General features: G+C 68.3%; 22 protein-coding genes and 1 riboswitch. Of the genes, 9 read left to right on the forward strand and 13 right to left on the reverse strand.

Annotated elements, in window-relative coordinates; genetic code table 11:
- Positions 1 to 9 precede the first annotated feature (9 nt).
- The 10 genes from FOC67_RS21450 to nrdR form a co-directional block, all read right to left on the reverse strand.
- The gene (locus tag FOC67_RS21450; RefSeq protein WP_003093301.1) at positions 10 to 654 is read right to left on the reverse strand and encodes a TIGR02281 family clan AA aspartic protease; all 645 of its coding nucleotides are present in this window, start codon (positions 652 to 654) and stop codon (positions 10 to 12) included.
- 2 nt (positions 655 to 656) lie between these two features.
- The gene (locus FOC67_RS21455; protein ID WP_003102821.1) at positions 657 to 1403 is read right to left on the reverse strand and encodes an ABC transporter substrate-binding protein; all 747 of its coding nucleotides are present in this window, start codon (positions 1401 to 1403) and stop codon (positions 657 to 659) included.
- Positions 1404 to 1411: 8 nt separating this feature from the next.
- Positions 1412 to 1927, reverse strand: a complete 516-nt coding sequence (locus FOC67_RS21460) for a phosphatidylglycerophosphatase A (protein ID WP_003093304.1) — start codon at positions 1925 to 1927, stop codon at positions 1412 to 1414.
- The gene (gene thiL, locus FOC67_RS21465) at positions 1920 to 2888 is read right to left on the reverse strand and encodes a thiamine-phosphate kinase (RefSeq protein WP_009313348.1); all 969 of its coding nucleotides are present in this window, start codon (positions 2886 to 2888) and stop codon (positions 1920 to 1922) included. The genes FOC67_RS21460 and thiL overlap by 8 nt, the downstream gene beginning before the upstream one ends.
- A gap of 18 nt (positions 2889 to 2906) precedes the next feature.
- Positions 2907 to 3386: a transcription antitermination factor NusB gene (gene nusB / locus FOC67_RS21470; protein WP_003093308.1), complete on the reverse strand. Its 480-nt coding sequence runs from the start codon at positions 3384 to 3386 to the stop codon at positions 2907 to 2909.
- Complete coding sequence (gene ribE / locus FOC67_RS21475) at positions 3383 to 3859, reverse strand: 6,7-dimethyl-8-ribityllumazine synthase (RefSeq protein ID WP_003093311.1); 477 nt, start codon at positions 3857 to 3859, stop codon at positions 3383 to 3385. The genes nusB and ribE overlap by 4 nt, the downstream gene beginning before the upstream one ends.
- Positions 3860 to 3976: 117 nt before the next feature.
- The gene (gene ribBA / locus FOC67_RS21480) at positions 3977 to 5074 is read right to left on the reverse strand and encodes a bifunctional 3,4-dihydroxy-2-butanone-4-phosphate synthase/GTP cyclohydrolase II (protein ID WP_003093313.1); all 1098 of its coding nucleotides are present in this window, start codon (positions 5072 to 5074) and stop codon (positions 3977 to 3979) included.
- 26 nt (positions 5075 to 5100) lie between these two features.
- On the reverse strand, positions 5101 to 5760 hold the full coding sequence (locus FOC67_RS21485) for a riboflavin synthase (RefSeq protein ID WP_003093316.1): 660 nt from the start codon (positions 5758 to 5760) through the stop codon (positions 5101 to 5103).
- A gap of 183 nt (positions 5761 to 5943) precedes the next feature.
- Positions 5944 to 6106, reverse strand: a riboswitch (FMN riboswitch).
- 81 nt (positions 6107 to 6187) lie between these two features.
- A complete protein-coding gene (ribD, locus tag FOC67_RS21490; RefSeq protein ID WP_009313347.1) occupies positions 6188 to 7309 on the reverse strand; it encodes a bifunctional diaminohydroxyphosphoribosylaminopyrimidine deaminase/5-amino-6-(5-phosphoribosylamino)uracil reductase RibD in 1122 nt (373 codons plus the stop codon).
- A complete protein-coding gene (nrdR, locus tag FOC67_RS21495) occupies positions 7306 to 7770 on the reverse strand; it encodes a transcriptional regulator NrdR (RefSeq protein WP_003107181.1) in 465 nt (154 codons plus the stop codon). The genes ribD and nrdR overlap by 4 nt, the downstream gene beginning before the upstream one ends.
- Positions 7771 to 7955: 185 nt before the next feature.
- Between nrdR and FOC67_RS21500 the strand changes: the two genes are divergently transcribed.
- The 3 genes from FOC67_RS21500 (at position 7956) to trxA (ending at position 10026) form a co-directional block, all read left to right on the forward strand.
- Positions 7956 to 8426 carry a YbaY family lipoprotein gene (locus FOC67_RS21500; protein WP_003132387.1) on the forward strand — a complete coding sequence of 157 codons (471 nt, stop codon included), beginning with the start codon at positions 7956 to 7958 and terminating at the stop codon, positions 8424 to 8426.
- Complete coding sequence (locus FOC67_RS21505; RefSeq protein ID WP_009313344.1) at positions 8423 to 9085, forward strand: methyltransferase; 663 nt, start codon at positions 8423 to 8425, stop codon at positions 9083 to 9085. Before FOC67_RS21500 ends, FOC67_RS21505 begins: the two co-directional genes overlap by 4 nt.
- 71 nt (positions 9086 to 9156) lie before the next feature.
- Positions 9157 to 10026, forward strand: coding sequence for a thioredoxin (trxA, locus tag FOC67_RS21510; protein WP_004355507.1), 870 nt, complete (start codon positions 9157 to 9159; stop codon positions 10024 to 10026).
- A gap of 24 nt (positions 10027 to 10050) precedes the next feature.
- Here trxA and FOC67_RS21515 read toward each other — a convergent pair whose 3' ends face one another.
- Complete coding sequence (locus FOC67_RS21515) at positions 10051 to 10407, reverse strand: hypothetical protein (RefSeq protein WP_003161695.1); 357 nt, start codon at positions 10405 to 10407, stop codon at positions 10051 to 10053.
- A gap of 132 nt (positions 10408 to 10539) precedes the next feature.
- Between FOC67_RS21515 and FOC67_RS21520 the strand changes: the two genes are divergently transcribed.
- From FOC67_RS21520 to FOC67_RS21545, 6 genes are all read left to right on the forward strand, one after another.
- A complete protein-coding gene (locus FOC67_RS21520; protein ID WP_009313343.1) occupies positions 10540 to 11160 on the forward strand; it encodes a DUF2796 domain-containing protein in 621 nt (206 codons plus the stop codon).
- 88 nt (positions 11161 to 11248) lie between these two features.
- Positions 11249 to 11953: an ABC transporter ATP-binding protein gene (locus tag FOC67_RS21525; RefSeq protein ID WP_004365793.1), complete on the forward strand. Its 705-nt coding sequence runs from the start codon at positions 11249 to 11251 to the stop codon at positions 11951 to 11953.
- A gap of 2 nt (positions 11954 to 11955) precedes the next feature.
- A complete protein-coding gene (locus FOC67_RS21530) occupies positions 11956 to 13221 on the forward strand; it encodes an ABC transporter permease (RefSeq protein ID WP_004355513.1) in 1266 nt (421 codons plus the stop codon).
- A 17-nt stretch (positions 13222 to 13238) separates the two neighbouring features.
- A complete protein-coding gene (locus FOC67_RS21535) occupies positions 13239 to 13757 on the forward strand; it encodes a DUF3299 domain-containing protein (protein ID WP_003137628.1) in 519 nt (172 codons plus the stop codon).
- Between the two features lie 147 nt (positions 13758 to 13904).
- Entirely contained in the window at positions 13905 to 14603 is a 699-nt protein-coding gene (oprG, locus tag FOC67_RS21540; RefSeq protein WP_003093337.1) for an outer membrane protein OprG, read from the forward strand.
- An 83-nt stretch (positions 14604 to 14686) separates the two neighbouring features.
- Complete coding sequence (locus tag FOC67_RS21545; protein ID WP_003159320.1) at positions 14687 to 15043, forward strand: SirB2 family protein; 357 nt, start codon at positions 14687 to 14689, stop codon at positions 15041 to 15043.
- Here the strand turns inward: FOC67_RS21545 and FOC67_RS21550 are convergent, their stop codons facing one another.
- Both FOC67_RS21550 and FOC67_RS21555 read right to left on the reverse strand, forming a co-directional pair.
- Positions 15044 to 15973: an NAD-dependent epimerase/dehydratase family protein gene (locus FOC67_RS21550; RefSeq protein WP_003093339.1), complete on the reverse strand. Its 930-nt coding sequence runs from the start codon at positions 15971 to 15973 to the stop codon at positions 15044 to 15046. It abuts the gene before it with no gap.
- On the reverse strand, positions 15966 to 16850 hold the full coding sequence (locus FOC67_RS21555) for a dTDP-4-dehydrorhamnose reductase (RefSeq protein WP_003113045.1): 885 nt from the start codon (positions 16848 to 16850) through the stop codon (positions 15966 to 15968). The genes FOC67_RS21550 and FOC67_RS21555 overlap by 8 nt, the downstream gene beginning before the upstream one ends.
- Positions 16851 to 17115 lie beyond the last annotated feature (265 nt).

Genomic DNA, 17115 nt, shown 5'->3' on the forward strand with positions numbered 1-17115 from the left:
GAGCGACATTCAATGCTTGGCCTCGATAAGCAGCATCCCCTGTTCCTCGCGCCAACGCACCCGGTTGAGGAAACTCATGCCGAGCAGGGCTTCGGTCGGATAGCCACCCTCGATCACCGCCGCCTCGACGCCCAGCAACTCGATACCGCCGATCTTCACCCGGTCCAGGGTCACCCGCCAGCCGCGCGAGGTTCCGCTGGCAGTGGAGGCGACCATCGGCTTGCCGTCCACCCGGTAATCGATACCCAGGCGGCGCGCCTCGTTCTCGTTCATGGCGATGCTGGTGGCGCCGGTATCCACCAGGAACTGCATGTTCTGCCCGTTCACCGAACCGGCCACCCAATAGTGCCCGCCCGTACCGCGGGCGATGCTGAAGCTTTGCCGCTGCGGCGCCGAATAGCCCGCCTCGTTGTATTCGCGGCTCAGTTCGTAGGTGCGCTCGACGCCGTCGATCCGCAGCACCGCCTTGCGGCTGTCGGCGCTGACCACCTGGACGCCCTGCGGGCCGGTCTGGCCGACCCTGACCAGCTTGCGCTGGCCATCGACGTTGAGTACCGCCGCGCCGGGGAACAGGCCGACCACGAACACCTGGGGCGCGGCCAGCGAGGACAACGCGAGAACGCTGGAAAACAGGGCGACGCACAGCCGCAGCATGATCACTCCTTGGGTGGCAGGATTGCCTTCAACGGCGCATAGGGCCAGTTCCAGCGGGCGAAGATCCGCTCCAGCTCGCCGCTGGCATGCAACTGCCGCATGCGCCGGTCGAACAGCGCCAGCAGCTCACGGCCCCTGGGGGAATCGGAGAAGCCAAGATACAGCGGCAACCGAGTGACGTCGGTGATGCGGTACTCAGCCGCCAGCGCTCCGGCCCCTGCGAGCATTTCCTCCAGTTCCGGACGCGAATCGATGAAATAGTCGACCCGGTGGTTGAGCAGCATCGGCAGCGCCGAGGTGCGGCGCTGCAACTCGCTGTGCGGGGTCAGGGTAGGGAAATAGCGGGCGAAGGCGTAGCCACGCATCCATGACAGGCGGAACCGGCTCAGGCCCTCCAGTGGCGGCGGCGGATTGTCTTTCAGGGAAAGCACGGCGATCGGATCGACGTCATAGGGCCAGCGAGGGTAAAGCGCTTCGTCGATTTCCCCGCGGTAGGCGCCGACCCAGGCGTCGGCCTCGCCGCGCAGGACCAGGCCGACCGCCCGGGTATAGGGCTCGTTGGCGATCCGCAGGCGTACCCCGGCCGGCTCGTAGACGGCCCGCAGCAGATCCCAGGCCACCCCGCGACCGTCCTCCTGGGTGTAGCGCGTCCAGGTTTCGCTGACCACGCGGATCTCGCCCACGGAGGGGGCGGCGGAAGCGACGCCGGGCAGCAGCCACAGGCAGCAGAACAGGACGAGCAGACGCATGGGAGGCCTCAGACCAGCCAGTGTACCCATCCCCAGACTAGACCCTGCATGACCAGCCAGGCGAATACCCCGGCCAGGACGTCGTCGAGCATGATCCCGACGCCCCCGTGCACGTTGCGGTCCACCCAACTGATCGGCCAGGGTTTGAGAATATCCACGATGCGGAACACGACGAAGCCGATCAGCAGCCACCACCAGCCCTCCGGCACCAGCCAGAGGGTTATCCACATGCCGACCATCTCGTCCCAGACGATGCCTTCGTGGTCGTGCACGCGCAGGTCGTCGGCGACCTTGCCGCACAGCCAGAAGCCGAACAGCATGGTCACTCCCAGCATCAGCCAGTAGCCCCAGTCCGGCAGCATCTGCCACAGCGGGATGAACGGGATGGCCACCAGCGACCCCCAGGTGCCCGGCGCCTTGGGCAGGGTGCCGGAGCCGAAGCCGAAGGCGAGGAAATGCCAGGGATTGCGCCAGACCGACGGCGGCACCGGCTGCGCCGGCGCCTGATCAGGATGCTCAGTCACGTTGGGTTCCGAAATGTTGGTAGCCGGCCACGGCCGGTATGAGTTCCTTTCCGTCGGCGTCGAGCAGGTGCACCCCCTGCCCCGCCTCGACCCGGCCGATGACGGCCATGGCCGGCCACGCGGCGCGAATCTCGCCAAGGTACGCAGACGGCAGGGTGAAGGCCAGCACGTAGTCGTCGCCGGCGGCCAGTTGCTGGCGCAAGGCTTCCTCGCCGGCGAGCAGGCCGCTCAACGCGGCGCTTGCCTGCAAGCGCTGGCATTCGACCAGCAGGGCGACGCCGGAAGCGCGGGCGATATGCCCGCAGTCGGCGAGCAGCCCGTCGGAGATGTCCAGGGCGGCGCTGGCCTTGCCGCGCAGGGCGAGGCCCAGACCGAATTGCGGGGCCGGCGTCCAGTAGCGCGCCAGCAGCGGTTCGGCCACCTCGGCGGGCGCCGATCTTCGCTCCAGCACCAGTTCCAGCGCCGCTCCAGCCTCGCCGAGCGGGCCCCCGACGCAGAGCAGGTCGCCCGGGCGCGCACCGGCGCGGGTCAGCGCCTGGCCGGCCGGAACCCTGCCGAATACGGTCAGGGTCATGCTCAGCGGGCCGCGCGTGGTGTCGCCGCCGACCAGGGCCAGGCCGCACTGCCGGGCCATGGCGTCGAGGCCGCGGGCGAAGCCCTGCAACCACTCGGCTTCGGCCTTCGGCAAGGTCAGGGCCAGGGTGAAGGCCAGGGGCGCGGCGCCCATCGCCGCCAGGTCGCTGGCGGAGACCGCCAGGGCGCGCTGGGCAAGAAGGAAAGGGTCGCAACCGGCGGGAAAATGCACACCTTCCACCAGGGTGTCGGTGGAGACCGCCAGCTGTTCGCCGGCAGGCGGCGCCAGCAGGGCACAGTCGTCGCCGATGCCGAGGGCCACCTCCGTCGCCGGCGCCGCGCAGGCGGCCGCGGCGAAGAAGCGGCGGATCAGCTCGAACTCACCCATGACGCCGCCGGCGCGGGATCAGCGCTTGCCGCCGCGCAGCTCGGCTGCGCGCAGGCGCGGCGCCAGCTTGTCGAGCACGCCGTTGACGAACTTGTGGCCGTCGGTGGCGCCGAAGGTCTTGGCCAGCTCGATGCCCTCGTTGATCACTACCTTGTAGGGCACGTCGATGCGGTTGCGCAGCTCGTAGGTGGACAGCCGCAGGATGGCCAGCTCGACCGGGTCGATCTCGGCCAGCGGGCGGTCCAGGCAGGGCTCGAAGGTGGAGTCCAGCTCGCTCTTCTGTCGCGGCACGCCGTGCAGGATCTCGTGGAAGTAGGCGCCGTCGACCTCGGAGAAGTCGTTGTCGGTGCGGAACTGCGCCTCGATCTCGTGCAGGGGCTGGCCGGCGATCTGCCAGGAGTACAGGGCCTGGACGGCCAGGCTGCGGGCCTTGCGGCGAGCGGCGGTCTTGCCTTTCGGCGGCTTGGCTGCCGGGTTGCCGCTGTCTTGATTGCTCACTTGGCCTCCAACTGCGCCAGCAGGCTGACCATTTCCAGGGCCGACAGCGCGGCTTCGGCGCCCTTGTTGCCGGCCTTGGTGCCGGAGCGCTCGATGGCCTGCTCGATGGAGTCGACGGTGAGGACGCCGAAGGCGACCGGGATGCCGAACTGCAGGGACACCTGGGCCAGGCCCTTGGTGCACTCGCCGGCCACGTATTCGAAGTGCGGGGTGCCGCCACGGATCACCGCGCCGAGGGCGATGATGGCGTCGAAGCCGCCTTGCTGGGCGACCTTCTGGGTCACCAGCGGGATCTCGAAGGCACCCGGGGCGCGGATGATGGTGATCTCGCTTTCAGCCACGCCGTGGCGGACCAGCGCGTCGACGGCGCCGCTGACCAGGCTTTCCACGACGAAGCTGTTGAAGCGGCCGACCACCAGGGCGTAGCGGCCTTTGGGAGCAATGAAGGTACCTTCGATGGTCTTCAGGGTCATGAGCAGGTCTCATCTGTTAAAGAGCCGGGGCGCCGTTGCGCCCCGAGCGAAAAGGGTCGAAAGGTCGGTCCAGCATAGCGCCCGCCGCGATCTTGCACGCGGCGGGCGGGACAGGCCTTATTCGGCGGGCAGGTATTCTACAACTTCCAGGTCGAAACCGGATATCGCATTGAAGCGCATCGGCGCACTCAGCAGGCGCATCTTGCGCACGCCGAGGTCACGCAGGATCTGCGAGCCGGCACCGACGGTGCTGTAGGTGGTGGTGGCCTTGGGCGCCGGGGCCGGCGCCGAAGCGATCTCGCGGACATGGGCGAGCAGGTCGTCGCCGCCGATCTGGTGGCCGAGCAGCAGCACCACGCCGCTGCCCGCCTCGGCGACCTTGGTCATCGCCGCGCGCAGGCTCCAGCGGCCCGGCTGGTTGACCTGCAGCAGGTCGCGCAGCGGGTCCATGTTGTGCACGCGGACCAGGGTGGGCTCTTCCGCGCAGACCTTGCCGAGGGTCAGCGCCAGGTGCACGTCGCCCTCCACCGAGTCGCGGTAGGTGATCAGGTTGAAGTGGCCCAGTTCGCTGTCCAGCGGCTGCTCGGCGATGCGCTCGACGGTGCGCTCGTGGATCAGCCGGTAGTGGATCAGGTCGGCGATGGTGCCGATCTTGATCCCGTGCTCGGCGGCGAACGCCTCCAGTTCGGGCCGGCGAGCCATGCTGCCGTCGTCGTTCATCACCTCGCAGATCACCCCGGACGGTTCGAACCCGGCCATCCGCGCCAGGTCGCAGGCCGCCTCGGTGTGCCCGGCGCGAGCCAGGGTACCGCCTGGCTGGGCCATCAGCGGGAAGATGTGGCCGGGGCTGACGATGTCGGCGGCCACGGCGTTCTTCGCCGCCGCAGCCTGCACGGTGCGGGCGCGGTCCGCGGCGGAGATGCCGGTGGTGACGCCCTCGGCGGCCTCGATGGAGACAGTGAACTTGGTGCCGAAGCCGGAGCCGTTGCGCTGCACCATCAGCGGCAGGCCGAGGCGCTCGCAACGCTCGCGGGTCATCGGCATGCAGACCAGGCCGCGGGCATGCTTGACCATGAAGTTGATGTCTTCGGTGCGGACGCATTCGGCGGCCATGATCAGGTCGCCTTCGTTCTCGCGGTCCTCGTCATCCATCAGGATGACCATCTTGCCTTGGCGGATGTCTTCGATCAGTTCGTCGATCGTGTTGAGTGCCATGGGCACCCCCTTATGCAATTCGTGGGTTACTTGAGAAAACCGTTCTCGGCGAGAAACGCTTCGCTGATGCCGGAGGCGCTGGGCTCGGCGGCCTTGTCGCCAAGCAGCAGGCGCTCCAGGTAACGGGCCAGCAGGTCGACCTCGAGGTTGACCCGGCGTCCGGGCTGGTACTCGGCCATGATGGTTTCGCTGAGCGTATGCGGGACGATGGTCAGCTCGAACTCCGCGCCGTTCACCGCGTTCACCGTGAGGCTGGTGCCGTCGACGGTGATCGAGCCCTTGTGCGCGATGTACCTGGCCAGTTCGCGCGGGGCGCGTACGGTGAACTGGATGGCGCGGGCGTTCTCCTCGCGCTTGAGCACCTCGCCGACGCCGTCGACGTGGCCGCTCACCAGGTGTCCGCCGAGGCGGGTGGTCGGCGTCAGGGCCTTTTCCAGGTTCACCCGGCTGCCCACCTTCAGGTGCTGGAAGGCGGTGCGCGCCAGGCTCTCGCGGCTGACGTCGGCCCAGAAGCCATCGCCGGGCAGTTCCACCGCGGTCAGGCAGACGCCGTTGACCGCGATGCTGTCGCCAAGCTTGACGTCGCCCAGGTCGAGCTTGCCGGTGGCGATGTAGACCCGCAGGTCGCCGCCCTTGGGCGTCATCGCGCGGACGCTGCCGATCGATTCGATTATGCCGGTGAACATGCGACCTCCCGTTTTTCCGCCGCACAGGCGCGCAGCATGGCCGGCGCGACGCCGAGCGGCCTGCGTGCCATAGCGCGGGTATTCCAAGATGAAGACATATGACGAACTCCTGTTTCGTGAAAAACAGGGCTTTTTGGATCGAAGGGGATCTTGCGGGCGCACAGGGTACGCCCAGGCAGGCAATCCCGTTCTCTCTTTATCCGGACTATGACCGTCGGCCCCGGAATCGCACCGGGTCTGCTGACCTTGTCGTCCGGCGGTGGCCGGTCCGGCAAGCGCTCGCGGGCTAGGCGCCTTGCGCGCCATTACCGCCGGTGGGGACTTTCACCCCGCCCTGAGAACGTTACGGCCACCGAGATGGCCGTGTGGCGTTTTACCACAGTTGCGCCGCTTGTGCATCGTCCGCCGCGTCGCCGCGCAGCGAAGTTCAAGCGTCCCGCGGATGGGGCCGCGCGGTGACCAGCCAGTCGTCGCCCACCGCGCGGATGTCGTCGATCAGCAACTGCGCCGCATCGGCCATCCGCGTCAGCGGCCAGTCGAGCAAAGGACGGGCGCTGGAGCCGAGGAACTTCGGCGCGACGAACAGCCGGTACTCATCCACCAGCCCCAGCCGGGCGAAGGCGCCGGCCAGGCGGGGGCCGGCCTCCACCAGCACTTCGTTGGCGCCGCGCGCCGCCAGTTCCACGAGCAGCTTGTGCAGGTCGACATGCCCCTCGGCGGAGGGCAGCGCCAGCAGTTCGTGACCGGCGTCCTGGAAGCGTTCGCGCGCCGAGGCGGCGGCGCAGGTCGCCACCAGTGCCGGACCGGCCTGGTAGAACGCCGATTCCAGCGGCACCCGCAGGCGCCCGTCGACCAGCACCCGCAACGGCTGGCGAGCCGCGGCGAGCGCGGTAAGCTCGGCGTTCAGGCCCAGTTCGTCGGGGCGAACGTTGAGCCGCGCATCGTCCGCCAGCAGCGTATCGGCGCCGGACAGCACCACGCTGGAGCGAGCGCGCAAGCGCTGCACCGCCGAACGCGCGGCGGGGCCGGTGATCCACTGGCTTTCCCCGCTGGCCATGGCGGTGCGCCCGTCCAGGCTCATCGCCAGCTTGACCCGGACGAACGGCAGGCCATGCTCCATGCGCTTGATGAAACCGATGTTGAGTTCCCGCGCCTCGGCCTCGAGGACCCCGCTCTGCACCGCGATACCGGCCTGCATCAGACGCAGCAGGCCGCGACCGGCGACCTCGGGGTTGGGATCCTGCATCGCCGCGACCACCCGCGCCACCCCGGCGCCCACCAGCGCATCGGCGCACGGCGGGGTGCGGCCGAAGTGGCTGCAAGGCTCGAGGGTCACGTAGGCGGTGGCGCCGCGTGCATTCTCGCCGGCCTGGCGCAGGGCATGGACCTCGGCGTGCGGCTCGCCGGCGCGGACGTGCCAGCCCTCGCCGACCACCTGGCCGTCCTTGACCAGCACGCAGCCGACGCGCGGATTCGGATGGGTGGAGTACAGCCCCTGGCGCGCCAGTTCCAGGGCGCGGGCCATGTACAGCGGGTCGGCGGCGTTCATTCCTTGGCCGGCTCGCGGGCGAGGCGTTCGATCTCCTCGCGGAATTCGTTGAGGTCCTGGAAGCGCCGGTAAACCGAGGCGAAGCGGATGTAGGCGACTTCGTCGAGCTTCTGCAGCTCGGCCATCACCAGTTCGCCCAGCACCCGCGACTTGATCTCGCGCTCGCCGGTGGCGCGCAACTGGTGCTTGATGTGGCCGATGGCCGCTTCCAGGCGCTCGACGCTGACCGGACGCTTCTCCAGGGCACGCTGCATGCCGGCGCGCAGCTTGTCCTCGTCGAACGGCTGGCGGCTGCCGTCCTGCTTGATCAGGCGCGGCATGACCAGCTCGGCGGTCTCGAAGGTGGTGAAACGTTCGCCGCAGGCCAGGCACTCGCGGCGCCGGCGCACCTGATCGCCCTCGGCGACCAGTCGCGAGTCAATCACTTTGGTGTCATGGGCACCGCAGAAGGGACAATGCATGGTGCTGATACAGGCGTAGCTGAAGGAAGCCGCATGGTAGCGCATCCGCGCCCGACCGAGCACCCGCAGAATCGACCGGCGCCGGCACGCTGGGAGAGGCGGGAAGAATCGGACGTTGCGGCCTACGCGAAGCGCGACAAGAATCACACTTTGCGCTATACAAGCGCCGCCCGGATTCCACCGCTATGGAGCAGCCCATGACCCTGCGCTCGATCGCCCTGCTGGCCGTCCTTCTCCTCGCCGCTTGTTCCAGCGACAAGCCGAAGCCTGCGCCAACGCCGCAAGCTTCGCGCAGCGTGACCATGGTCGAGCCGGTGCTGCCGGCCCACCTGCGCGAGCTGAGCGGAACGCTGAGCAGCATCCAGGGCAGCCTGCCACGCGGCAGCGAGGTGCAGATGGCACTGCTGGTGATCGACGAGCGCGACCGTCCACAGCGGCTGCTGGCCAGCGAGACGGTGCTGGCCACCGGCGAACTCATGCCCTTCCGCCTGCCGTTCAACCCCGAGTCCTTCCCGCCGGCCGGTGGCGCGCTGCGCGTCGAACTGCACGCGCGGGTGATCCAGTCCGGCCAGTTGGCCTGGCGCCTGCATCCGTTGCGGATCGCCCAGCCGACCACCCAGTCCCTCGGCGAACTGCGCCTGGTACGCGCGCCGTGACGGCACCGCAAGCCCTGACCCAGGCGCTGGGCGAGCTGCTCGGCGACGCCCGGCTCAGCGCCACCGCGCTGCCCAGCACCGACCTGCGCCTGTGGCTGATCGACGCGCAGAACATGGACCGCCAGTTCAGCCCGGAGGAAACCCGCCGCATCCTCGAAGAGCCGCCGTACTGGTGCTTCTGCTGGGCCAGCGGGCTGGTCCTGGCGCGCTGGCTGGCGGAGCGCCCGCAGTGGGTCCGCGGCAAGCGCGTGCTGGACTTCGGCAGCGGCTCCGGGGTGGCGGCGATCGCCGCGGCCCGCGCCGGCGCCGCCGAGGTGGTGGCTTGCGACCTGGATCCCCTGGCGCTGGCAGCGAGCCGGGCGAACGCCGAACTGAACGGAGTGGAGCTGAGCTATTCGGCGGACTTCTTCGCCGAGGACGATCGCTTCGACCTGATCCTGGTGGCCGACGTGCTCTACGACCGCGCCAACCTGCCGCTGCTCGACCAGTTCCTCAGCCGCGGCCGCCAGGCGCTGGTCGCCGACTCGCGGGTCCGTGACTTCCGTCATCCGCTGTACCGGCGCCTGGACGTGCTCGACGCCTGTACCTGGCCGGACCTCGCCGAACCCGCCGAATTCCGCCTGGTCAGCCTGTATCACGCCGAACGCGGGCAAGCCTGAGGCACGGGCTTGTTTGCGCGCGGCGCGCCCCCACTTATAGTGGTCACCACCTTGCGTTTCCGAGAATCGACATGAGCGATACGCCCTACATCTTCGACGTCACCGGCGCCAACTTCGAGCAGTTGGTCATCGAGAACTCGTTCCACAAGCCGGTCCTGGTGGACTTCTGGGCCGACTGGTGCGCCCCGTGCAAGGCGCTGATGCCGCTGCTGGCGCAGATCGCCGAGTCCTACCAGGGCGAATTGCTGCTGGCCAAGGTCAACTGCGACGTCGAGCAGGACATCGTGATGCGCTTCGGCATCCGCAGCCTGCCGACCGTGGTCCTGTTCAAGGATGGCCAGCCGGTCGACGGTTTCGCCGGTGCCCAGCCCGAATCGCAGATCCGCGCCCTGCTCGAACCCCATGTGAAAGCACCGGCGCTGCCCGACGAAGACCCGCTGGAAGTGGCCCAGGCGCTGTTCGCCGAAGGCCGCATCGGCGACGCCGAAGCGACCCTGAAAGCCCTGCTGGCGGAGAACAACGACAACCCCGCGGCGCTGATCCTCTACGCCCGCTGCCTGGCCGAGCGCGGCGAACTGGAAGAGGCGCAGGCCATCCTCGACGCGGTGAAGAGCGACGAGCACAAGCAGGCCCTGGCCGGCGCCCGCGCGCAACTGACCTTCCTGCGCCAGGCTGCCGACCTGCCCGACAGTGCAGAACTGAAGAGCCGTCTGGCCGCCGATGCCGGCGACGACGAGGCGGCCTACCAGTTGGCCGTCCAGCAGCTCGCCCGGCAGCAGTACGAGGCGGCTCTGGACGGACTGCTCAAGCTGTTCCTGCGCAACCGCGGCTACCAGGACGACCTGCCGCGCAAGACCCTGGTGCAGGTCTTCGACCTGCTCGGCAACGACCATCCGCTGGTCACCGCCTACCGCCGCAAGCTGTACCAGGCGCTCTACTGAGTCGCCGAGCCCCGTCCGCGGGGCTCAGTCCTCCAGCCAGACGAACACCTGGGTGCCGTCGACCACCTCGACCTTGACCCGGGCGTCGTGCCGCAGGCGCACCAGCAGTTGCTTGGCGGCGCCGGCGTTGCCGCTGAACGCCTCCAGCTCCGCCAGCAACTGTGGCCCCTCGATCCGCCCGCTGCCGCGCAGCAGGTCCTGGGCGGTCTGCCACAGGCGATCCACCGGCGCTGCCGACGCCGGCGCCCTGGCCGCCGCGACCTGCGGCTCGCCCAGCGGCGGCGGGGGCACGTGTTGCGCCAGCTGGCGCCAATCCTCGGCGTCCAGTTCCAGGGTCAGGTCCACCGGCCAGTCGCCGATGCTTCCGCGAATCCGCACCATCTCGTTTCTCCACAAGCGAATCGCGCCATGCTCCCACGTCGGCGCGTAGGGGCCAAATCGGCCAGGCTAGGCAGGCGGAAAAATTCGTTATAACGTAACAAACTCTTTTCCTTCCTTGCCGGAGTCCCGTTCATGCGCCCACTGCTGTTAGCCCTCGTCTTGCTGCCGTTCGCCGCCCAGGCCCATGACGACCACGACCATGACCACGCCCACGGCAGCCTGGGCAAGCACGAGCACGGCGTCGCCCAGTTGAACGTGGCGCTGGACGGCAAGACCCTCGAACTGGAGCTGGACAGCCCGGCGATGAACCTGGTCGGTTTCGAACACGCCGCCAGCACCGACGCGGACAAGGCCGCCGTGGCCAAGGCCCGCGCGCAACTGGAAAAACCGCTGGAACTGTTCGCCCTGCCGGTCACCGCCGGCTGCTCGGTGGCCAGCCAGGAACTGCGGAGTCCGCTGTTCGGCGACAAGGCGCCGGCCCACGCGCACAAGGAGAAGGCAGGCCACGAACATGAACATGAACATGAACATGAACACGAACACGAACACGAACACGAACACGAAAACGGTCATGCCGATATCCACGCCCATTACCAGCTCAGTTGCGAGAAGCCCGAGCTGCTCAAGCTGCTGACCCTCGCCGAGTTCTTCAAGCGCTTCCCCGCCACCCAGAAAATTCAGGTACAACTGATCGGTCCCGACGGCCAGAAAGGCGCCGACCTGGCCCCGGCCAGCGCCGAGCTGAAGCTGTAGGATCGTTCCGGAAGCGCCGCGAGGGATTCGGCGCGGCGCCCCTCCATCCATTCTCGAGGCTCCGGCGGAGCGTTCCGCCCCTACCCCCATGAGCGCACTGATCACCCTGACCAACCTCGGCTTCGCCTGGCCCGGCCAGGCGGAGTTGCTGGACATTCCCAGCTTCCATCTCGAACGCGGCGAGAGCCTGTTCCTCAAGGGGCCTTCCGGCAGCGGCAAGACCACCCTGCTCGGCCTCCTCGGCGGCGTGCAGAAGCCCGGCCGCGGCAGCATCCGCCTGCTCGGCGAGGACCTGGAAAAGCTGTCCGCCGCGCGCCGCGACCATTTCCGCGTCGACCACACCGGCTACATCTTCCAGCAGTTCAACCTGCTGCCGTTCCTCTCGGTACGCGAGAACGTCGAGCTGCCCTGTCACTTTTCCGCGTTGCGCCGTCAGCGCGCCCGCGAACGCCACGGTAGCCCGGCGCAGGCCGCCAGCCATCTGCTCGGCCAGCTCGGCCTCGGCGGCGAACTGCACGCACGCCGCGCCGACAGCCTGTCCATCGGCCAGCAGCAGCGGGTCGCCGCCGCCCGCGCGCTGATCGGCCAGCCGGAGCTGGTGATCGCCGACGAGCCGACCTCGGCGCTCGACGCCGACAGCCGCGAGGCGTTTCTCCAGTTGCTCTTCGCCGAATGCCGCGAGGCCGGCGCCAGCCTGCTGTTCGTCAGCCACGACCAGAGCCTGGCCGGGCTGTTCGACCGCAGCCTGTCCCTTTCCGATCTCAACCGCGCCGCCCGGCCGGCAGGACTCTGAGCATGTATCTCTTCCGACTGGCACTGGCCAGCCTGGCCAACCGCCGCTTCACCGCCCTGCTGACGATCTTCGCCATCGCCCTCTCCGCCTGCCTGCTGCTGGCGGTGGAGCGGGTCCGCACCGAGGCCAAGGCCAGCTTCGCCAGTACCATCTCCGGAACCGACCTGATCGTCGGCGCGCGCTCCGGCTCGGTGAACCTGCTGCTCTACTCGGTATTCCGCATCGGCAACGCGACCAACAACATCCGCTGGGACAGCTACCGGCACTTCGCCGAAAACCCGCGGGTGAAGTGGGCGATCCCGATCTCCCTCGGCGACTCGCACCGCGGCTACCGGGTAATGGGCACCGATGCCGGCTATTTCGAGCACTACCGCTACGGCCGCGGCCAGGAACTGCAACTGGCCGAGGGCCGCGCCTTCGGCCAGGACCTGTTCGACGTGGTGCTCGGCGCCGAGGTGGCCGAAGCCCTGCACTACAGGCTCGGCGAGAAGATCGTGCTGGCCCATGGGGTGAGCACGGTGAGCCTGGTCAAGCACGACGACAAGCCGTTCACCGTGGTCGGCATCCTCCAGCGCACCGGTACCCCGGTGGACCGCACCCTGCACATATCCCTCGCCGGCATGGAGGCGCTGCACGTCGACTGGCGCAACGGGGTGCCGGCGATGGGCGCCGGGCGCGTCAGTGCCGAGCAGGCGCGGCACATGGACCTGCAACCACAGGCGATCACCGCGTTCCTGGTCGGCCTGAAGAGCAAGGTGGCGACCTTCGCCCTGCAACGCGAGGTCAACGACTATCCCGGCGAACCGCTGATGGCGATCCTCCCCGGTGTCGCCCTGCAGGAACTGTGGGGCCTGATGGGCACCGCCGAGAAGGCACTGTTCGTGGTCTCGCTGTTCGTCGTCCTCACCGGCCTGATCGGCATGCTCACGGCGATCCTCACCAGCCTCAACGAGCGCCGCCGGGAGATGGCCATCCTGCGCTCGGTGGGCGCGCGCCCCTGGCACATCTTCGGTCTGCTGCTGGCCGAGGCCTTCAGCCTGGCGCTGGCCGGCGTCGCCCTCGGCCTCTGCCTGCTCTACCTCGGCATCGCCGCCAGCCAGGGCTACGTCCAGGCCAACTACGGCATCTACCTGCCGCTGGCCTGGCCGAGCGACTATGAGTGGAGCCTGCTCGGGGCTATCCTGGCGGCCGCCGTGCTGATCGGCTGCGTGCCGGCCTGGCGCGCCTACCGCCAGTCCCTGGCCGATGGCCTGTCGATCCGCCTATGACCCGGAGATATTCCCCGATGCTGCGCTCCCTGACCGTCCTCCTGCTGGCTTTCGCCCTGCTCCTGGGCAGTGCCGTGGCGCGCGCCGCGCCGCGCGAACTGACCTGGTCGCAACTGATCCCGGCCGGCGCCCCGCCCGCCCCGGCGCCGCTGCCGATCCACGACCTCGCCAACGCCCTCAGCGAAGCCGGCCCGGCGGCCAGCCAGCAGAGCCCCAACGCCCCGGTGGTGAAGGCACTGGACGGCATCGAGGCCAAGCTGCCGGGCTACATCGTGCCGCTGGAAATCAGCGAGGCCGGGCTGGTCACCGAGTTCCTCCTGGTGCCCTACTACGGCGCCTGCATCCACGTACCGCCGCCGCCGTCGAACCAGATCGTCTACGTGAAGACCGCCAAGGGCGTGCAGATGGACGAGTTGTACCAGCCGTTCTGGGTCGAGGGCACCTTCAAGGTGGAGAACGCCAGCAGCGAGCTGGCGGCGGCCGGCTACCGCATGCAGGCGAGCAAGGTGACGCCCTACGAATACGAAGGTAGCTGAACGACATGCGACAATCCGCCGCGCCGTTTACGTTGCGGCGGTCACATTTGCTCCTAGGATTGATTGAGCTGTGTCAAGGAAGGCAACTGTTAGCTGGCTGACCATTAGCAGCACCAACACTTTCTAATACAAGGAATGGAGCTCATCATGCGTAAGTCCTGGCTTACCGCTTCCCTGCTGGCCCTCACCGTCGCCTCCCCGTTCGCCGCTGCGGATATTCAAGGACACAAGGCCGGTGACTTCATCATCCGTGGCGGCTTCGCCACCGTCGATCCCGACGACAGCAGTTCCGACATCAAGCTGGACGGCGCCAAGCAGCGCGGTACCAAGGCGACCGTCGACAGCGACACCCAGCTCGGCCTGACCTTCACCTACATGTTCGCCGACAAGTGGGGCGTGGAACTGGTCGCCGCCACTCCGTTCAACCACCAGGTCGACGTCAAGGGCCTCGGCCCGGGCCTGGACGGCAAGCTGGCCGACATCAAGCAACTGCCGCCGACCCTGCTGCTCCAGTACTACCCCATGGGCGGTACCAACAGCGCCTTCCAGCCCTACGGCGGCCTGGGCGTGAACTACACCACCTTCTTCGACGAAGACCTCGCCAGCAACCGCAAGGCGCAGGGTTTCAGCAGCATGAAGCTGCAGGACTCCTGGGGCCTGGCCGGCGAACTGGGCTTCGACTACATGCTCAACGAGCACGCGCTGTTCAACATGGCCGTCTGGTACATGGACATCGACACCAAGGCCAGCATCAACGGCCCGAGCGCCCTGGGCGTGAACAAGACCAAGGTCGACGTGGACGTCGATCCGTGGGTCTACATGATCGGTTTCGGCTACAAGTTCTGAGTCGTAGACTGTCGCGGGGCTTGCGCCCCCAACGGAAAAAGGCGCCTTCGGGCGCCTTTTTTCATCCTGCGGAAACGGACCCCATGTACCTCTGGCTGAAGACCCTGCACATCACCTTCGCCCTCAGCAGCGCCGCCCTGTTCGTCTGGCGCCTGGCCTGGAACTGGTCGGGGCGCAAGGCCAGCGGCATCCGCCGCTGGGGACCGCATCTGGTGGACACCCTGCTGCTGCTCAGCGCGCTCGGCCTGGTGCACCTGGCGATGCCCTGGCCGCTGCCGCTCTGGCTGCTGGCGAAGCTGGGGCTGTTGCTGGGCTACATCGTCTGCGCGGCGTTCGCCCTGCGGATGGCGCGGGGCCCCGGCAAGGGCCTGCTCAGCGTCCTCAGCCTTGCCCTGCTGGGCGGGATCTTCTACCTGGCGCTGAACAAGCCCTGGTGGTGATCAGCGGCCGAGCAGGCGCGCCAGGCCCACGCCCATCGGCGTCGGCTGGTCGAAGCGGAAACGCCGCAGCAGGCGCTCGTTGTTCGCCCGCGAATGCCTGATGTCACCGGCTCGCGCGTCGGCGTGGGTCACCGGCGGCAGGCCACCGAGCACCTGACCGATCTCCGCCAGCAACTGCTTCAGGCTGATGCTGCGATTCAGGCCGACGTTCACCGCCCCGGGCTCCACCGCCGTCGCCTCCAGCGCCTGGACCAGGAAATCGACCAGGTCGGCGACGTAGATGAAGTCGCGGGTCTGCTCGCCGTCGCCGAACACGGTGATCGGCGTCCCCTTCAGGGCGCGCTCGGTGAATATGCTGATCACCCCGGAATAGGGCGAGGACGGGTCCTGGCGCGGCCCGTAGACGTTGAAGAAGCGGAAGATCGCCGGTTCCAGCCCATGCTGGCGGCGATAGAAATCGAGGTAGTACTCGCTGGCCAGCTTGTCCGACGCGTAGGGCGTCAGCGGCGACTTCGGGGTGTCTTCGTCGATCGCCGTGCCTTCGCCGTTCTGCCCGTAGACCGCTGCGCTGGAAGCGAACACCACGCGCTTCACGCCCTGCTCGCGCATCGCTTCGCAGAGGTTCAGGGTGGCGATGAAATTGCTCTGGTGGGTGGCGACCGGGTCGTCCACCGAGGCCTGTACCGAGGCGACCGCGGCCAGGTGGGCGACCGCCGCGCAGCCCTTCAGGGCGGCCGCCAGGGTCGCCGCGTCGGCGGCGTCGCCTTCGAGCAGCTCGACCCGTTCGTCGTCCAGGGGCAGGTTGTCGCGCTTGCCGGTGGACAGGTTGTCCAGCACACGCACGCGGTAGCCGCGCGCCAGCAGCGCGTCGGTCAGGTGGGAGCCGATGAAACCGGCGCCGCCGGTGATCAGGATGGGGCGTTCAAACATGCCTGTAGTACCTGTCCAATAGAGCCGGCAAACCTGCGCGCCAGGCGCGCGGCTTGATGCCGAAGGTGTGGAGGATCTTCTTGCAGACCATCACCGCGTGCTGCGGTTCGTCGAGCGCGTCCGGGCGCGCGGCATGGGCCTCCGCCGAAGGCTCCTGGATCAGGTTGGAGCGATAGGTACGCGCCTCGTTGAGGATCACCTGCCCCAGCGCCAGGGTGGTGGTCGCTTCCAGTCCGCCGTAGTGGTAGGTGCCCCACAGCGGCGCCTGGCAGTCGAGCTGCTTGAGCACCGAGAGCACCACCCGCGCGGCGTCGTCCACCGGCGTCGGGTTGCCGCGCCGGTCGTCGGCGAGGAACAGCGGCTGCGGTTGTTCGGCGCGGCTGAGGAAACGTCCCAGCAAGCCGTTCGGGCTTTCGTCCAGCAGCCAGCCGAAGCGGATCAGCACATGTCGCGGGCAGGCCGCGCGCACGCTCTGCTCCATGCGCCAGAGCGCCTGGCCACGCAGGCCCAGCGGAAGGGTCTCGTCCTTCTCGCTGTAGGCGGTGGCGCGGGCGCCGTCGAAGACCCGGTAGCTGGACGGCTGGACCAGCAGGATCTCGTAGTGCTGGCAGAGTTCCGCGAGGCGCTCGACGGCGCGCTCCTGGGCGCCCAGGCGCTCCGCCTCGACCTGCTCGGCCTGGAACCAGTCGTGGTAGAAGGCGAGGTTGATCACCGCGTCGGGGCGCGTTTCGTCCAGCAGGGTGGTGAGGCTGGCGGCATCCCAGCCCTGCTCGGGTGGTCTGGGCGCGAGGAAACCGATGTCTTCCTCCGCCCCTAGGCGGATCAGCGCCTGTCCAAGGGCATTACCGCCGCCCAAAAGCATCAGGCGCATTCGCATGGTGTAGGGGGGCACTCGAAATCTGATAGTGAATAGCGACGCGGCGCACGCCCCAAGGCAATGACATCCTGCGCCTCGCTGGCGACATGAAAGGTGCGGGCATCGGGTGCTGCTTGTCGCGGCAGGTACCCCGGACAGCGCCGCCGTTATTTTCATGCAACCTGACACGCCGCATTCTTGCTGTGCCTCCGGTGAAGCGTCAAGCATTCACCGGGCCAGCTCCGCCTGCGGCGCGGATCGGCGGGACGAATGGCAGCGCGCGGCG

The sequence above is a fragment of the Pseudomonas sp. FDAARGOS_761 genome, assembly GCF_013343155.1.
Taxonomy (GTDB): Bacteria; Pseudomonadota; Gammaproteobacteria; order Pseudomonadales; family Pseudomonadaceae; genus Pseudomonas; species Pseudomonas aeruginosa.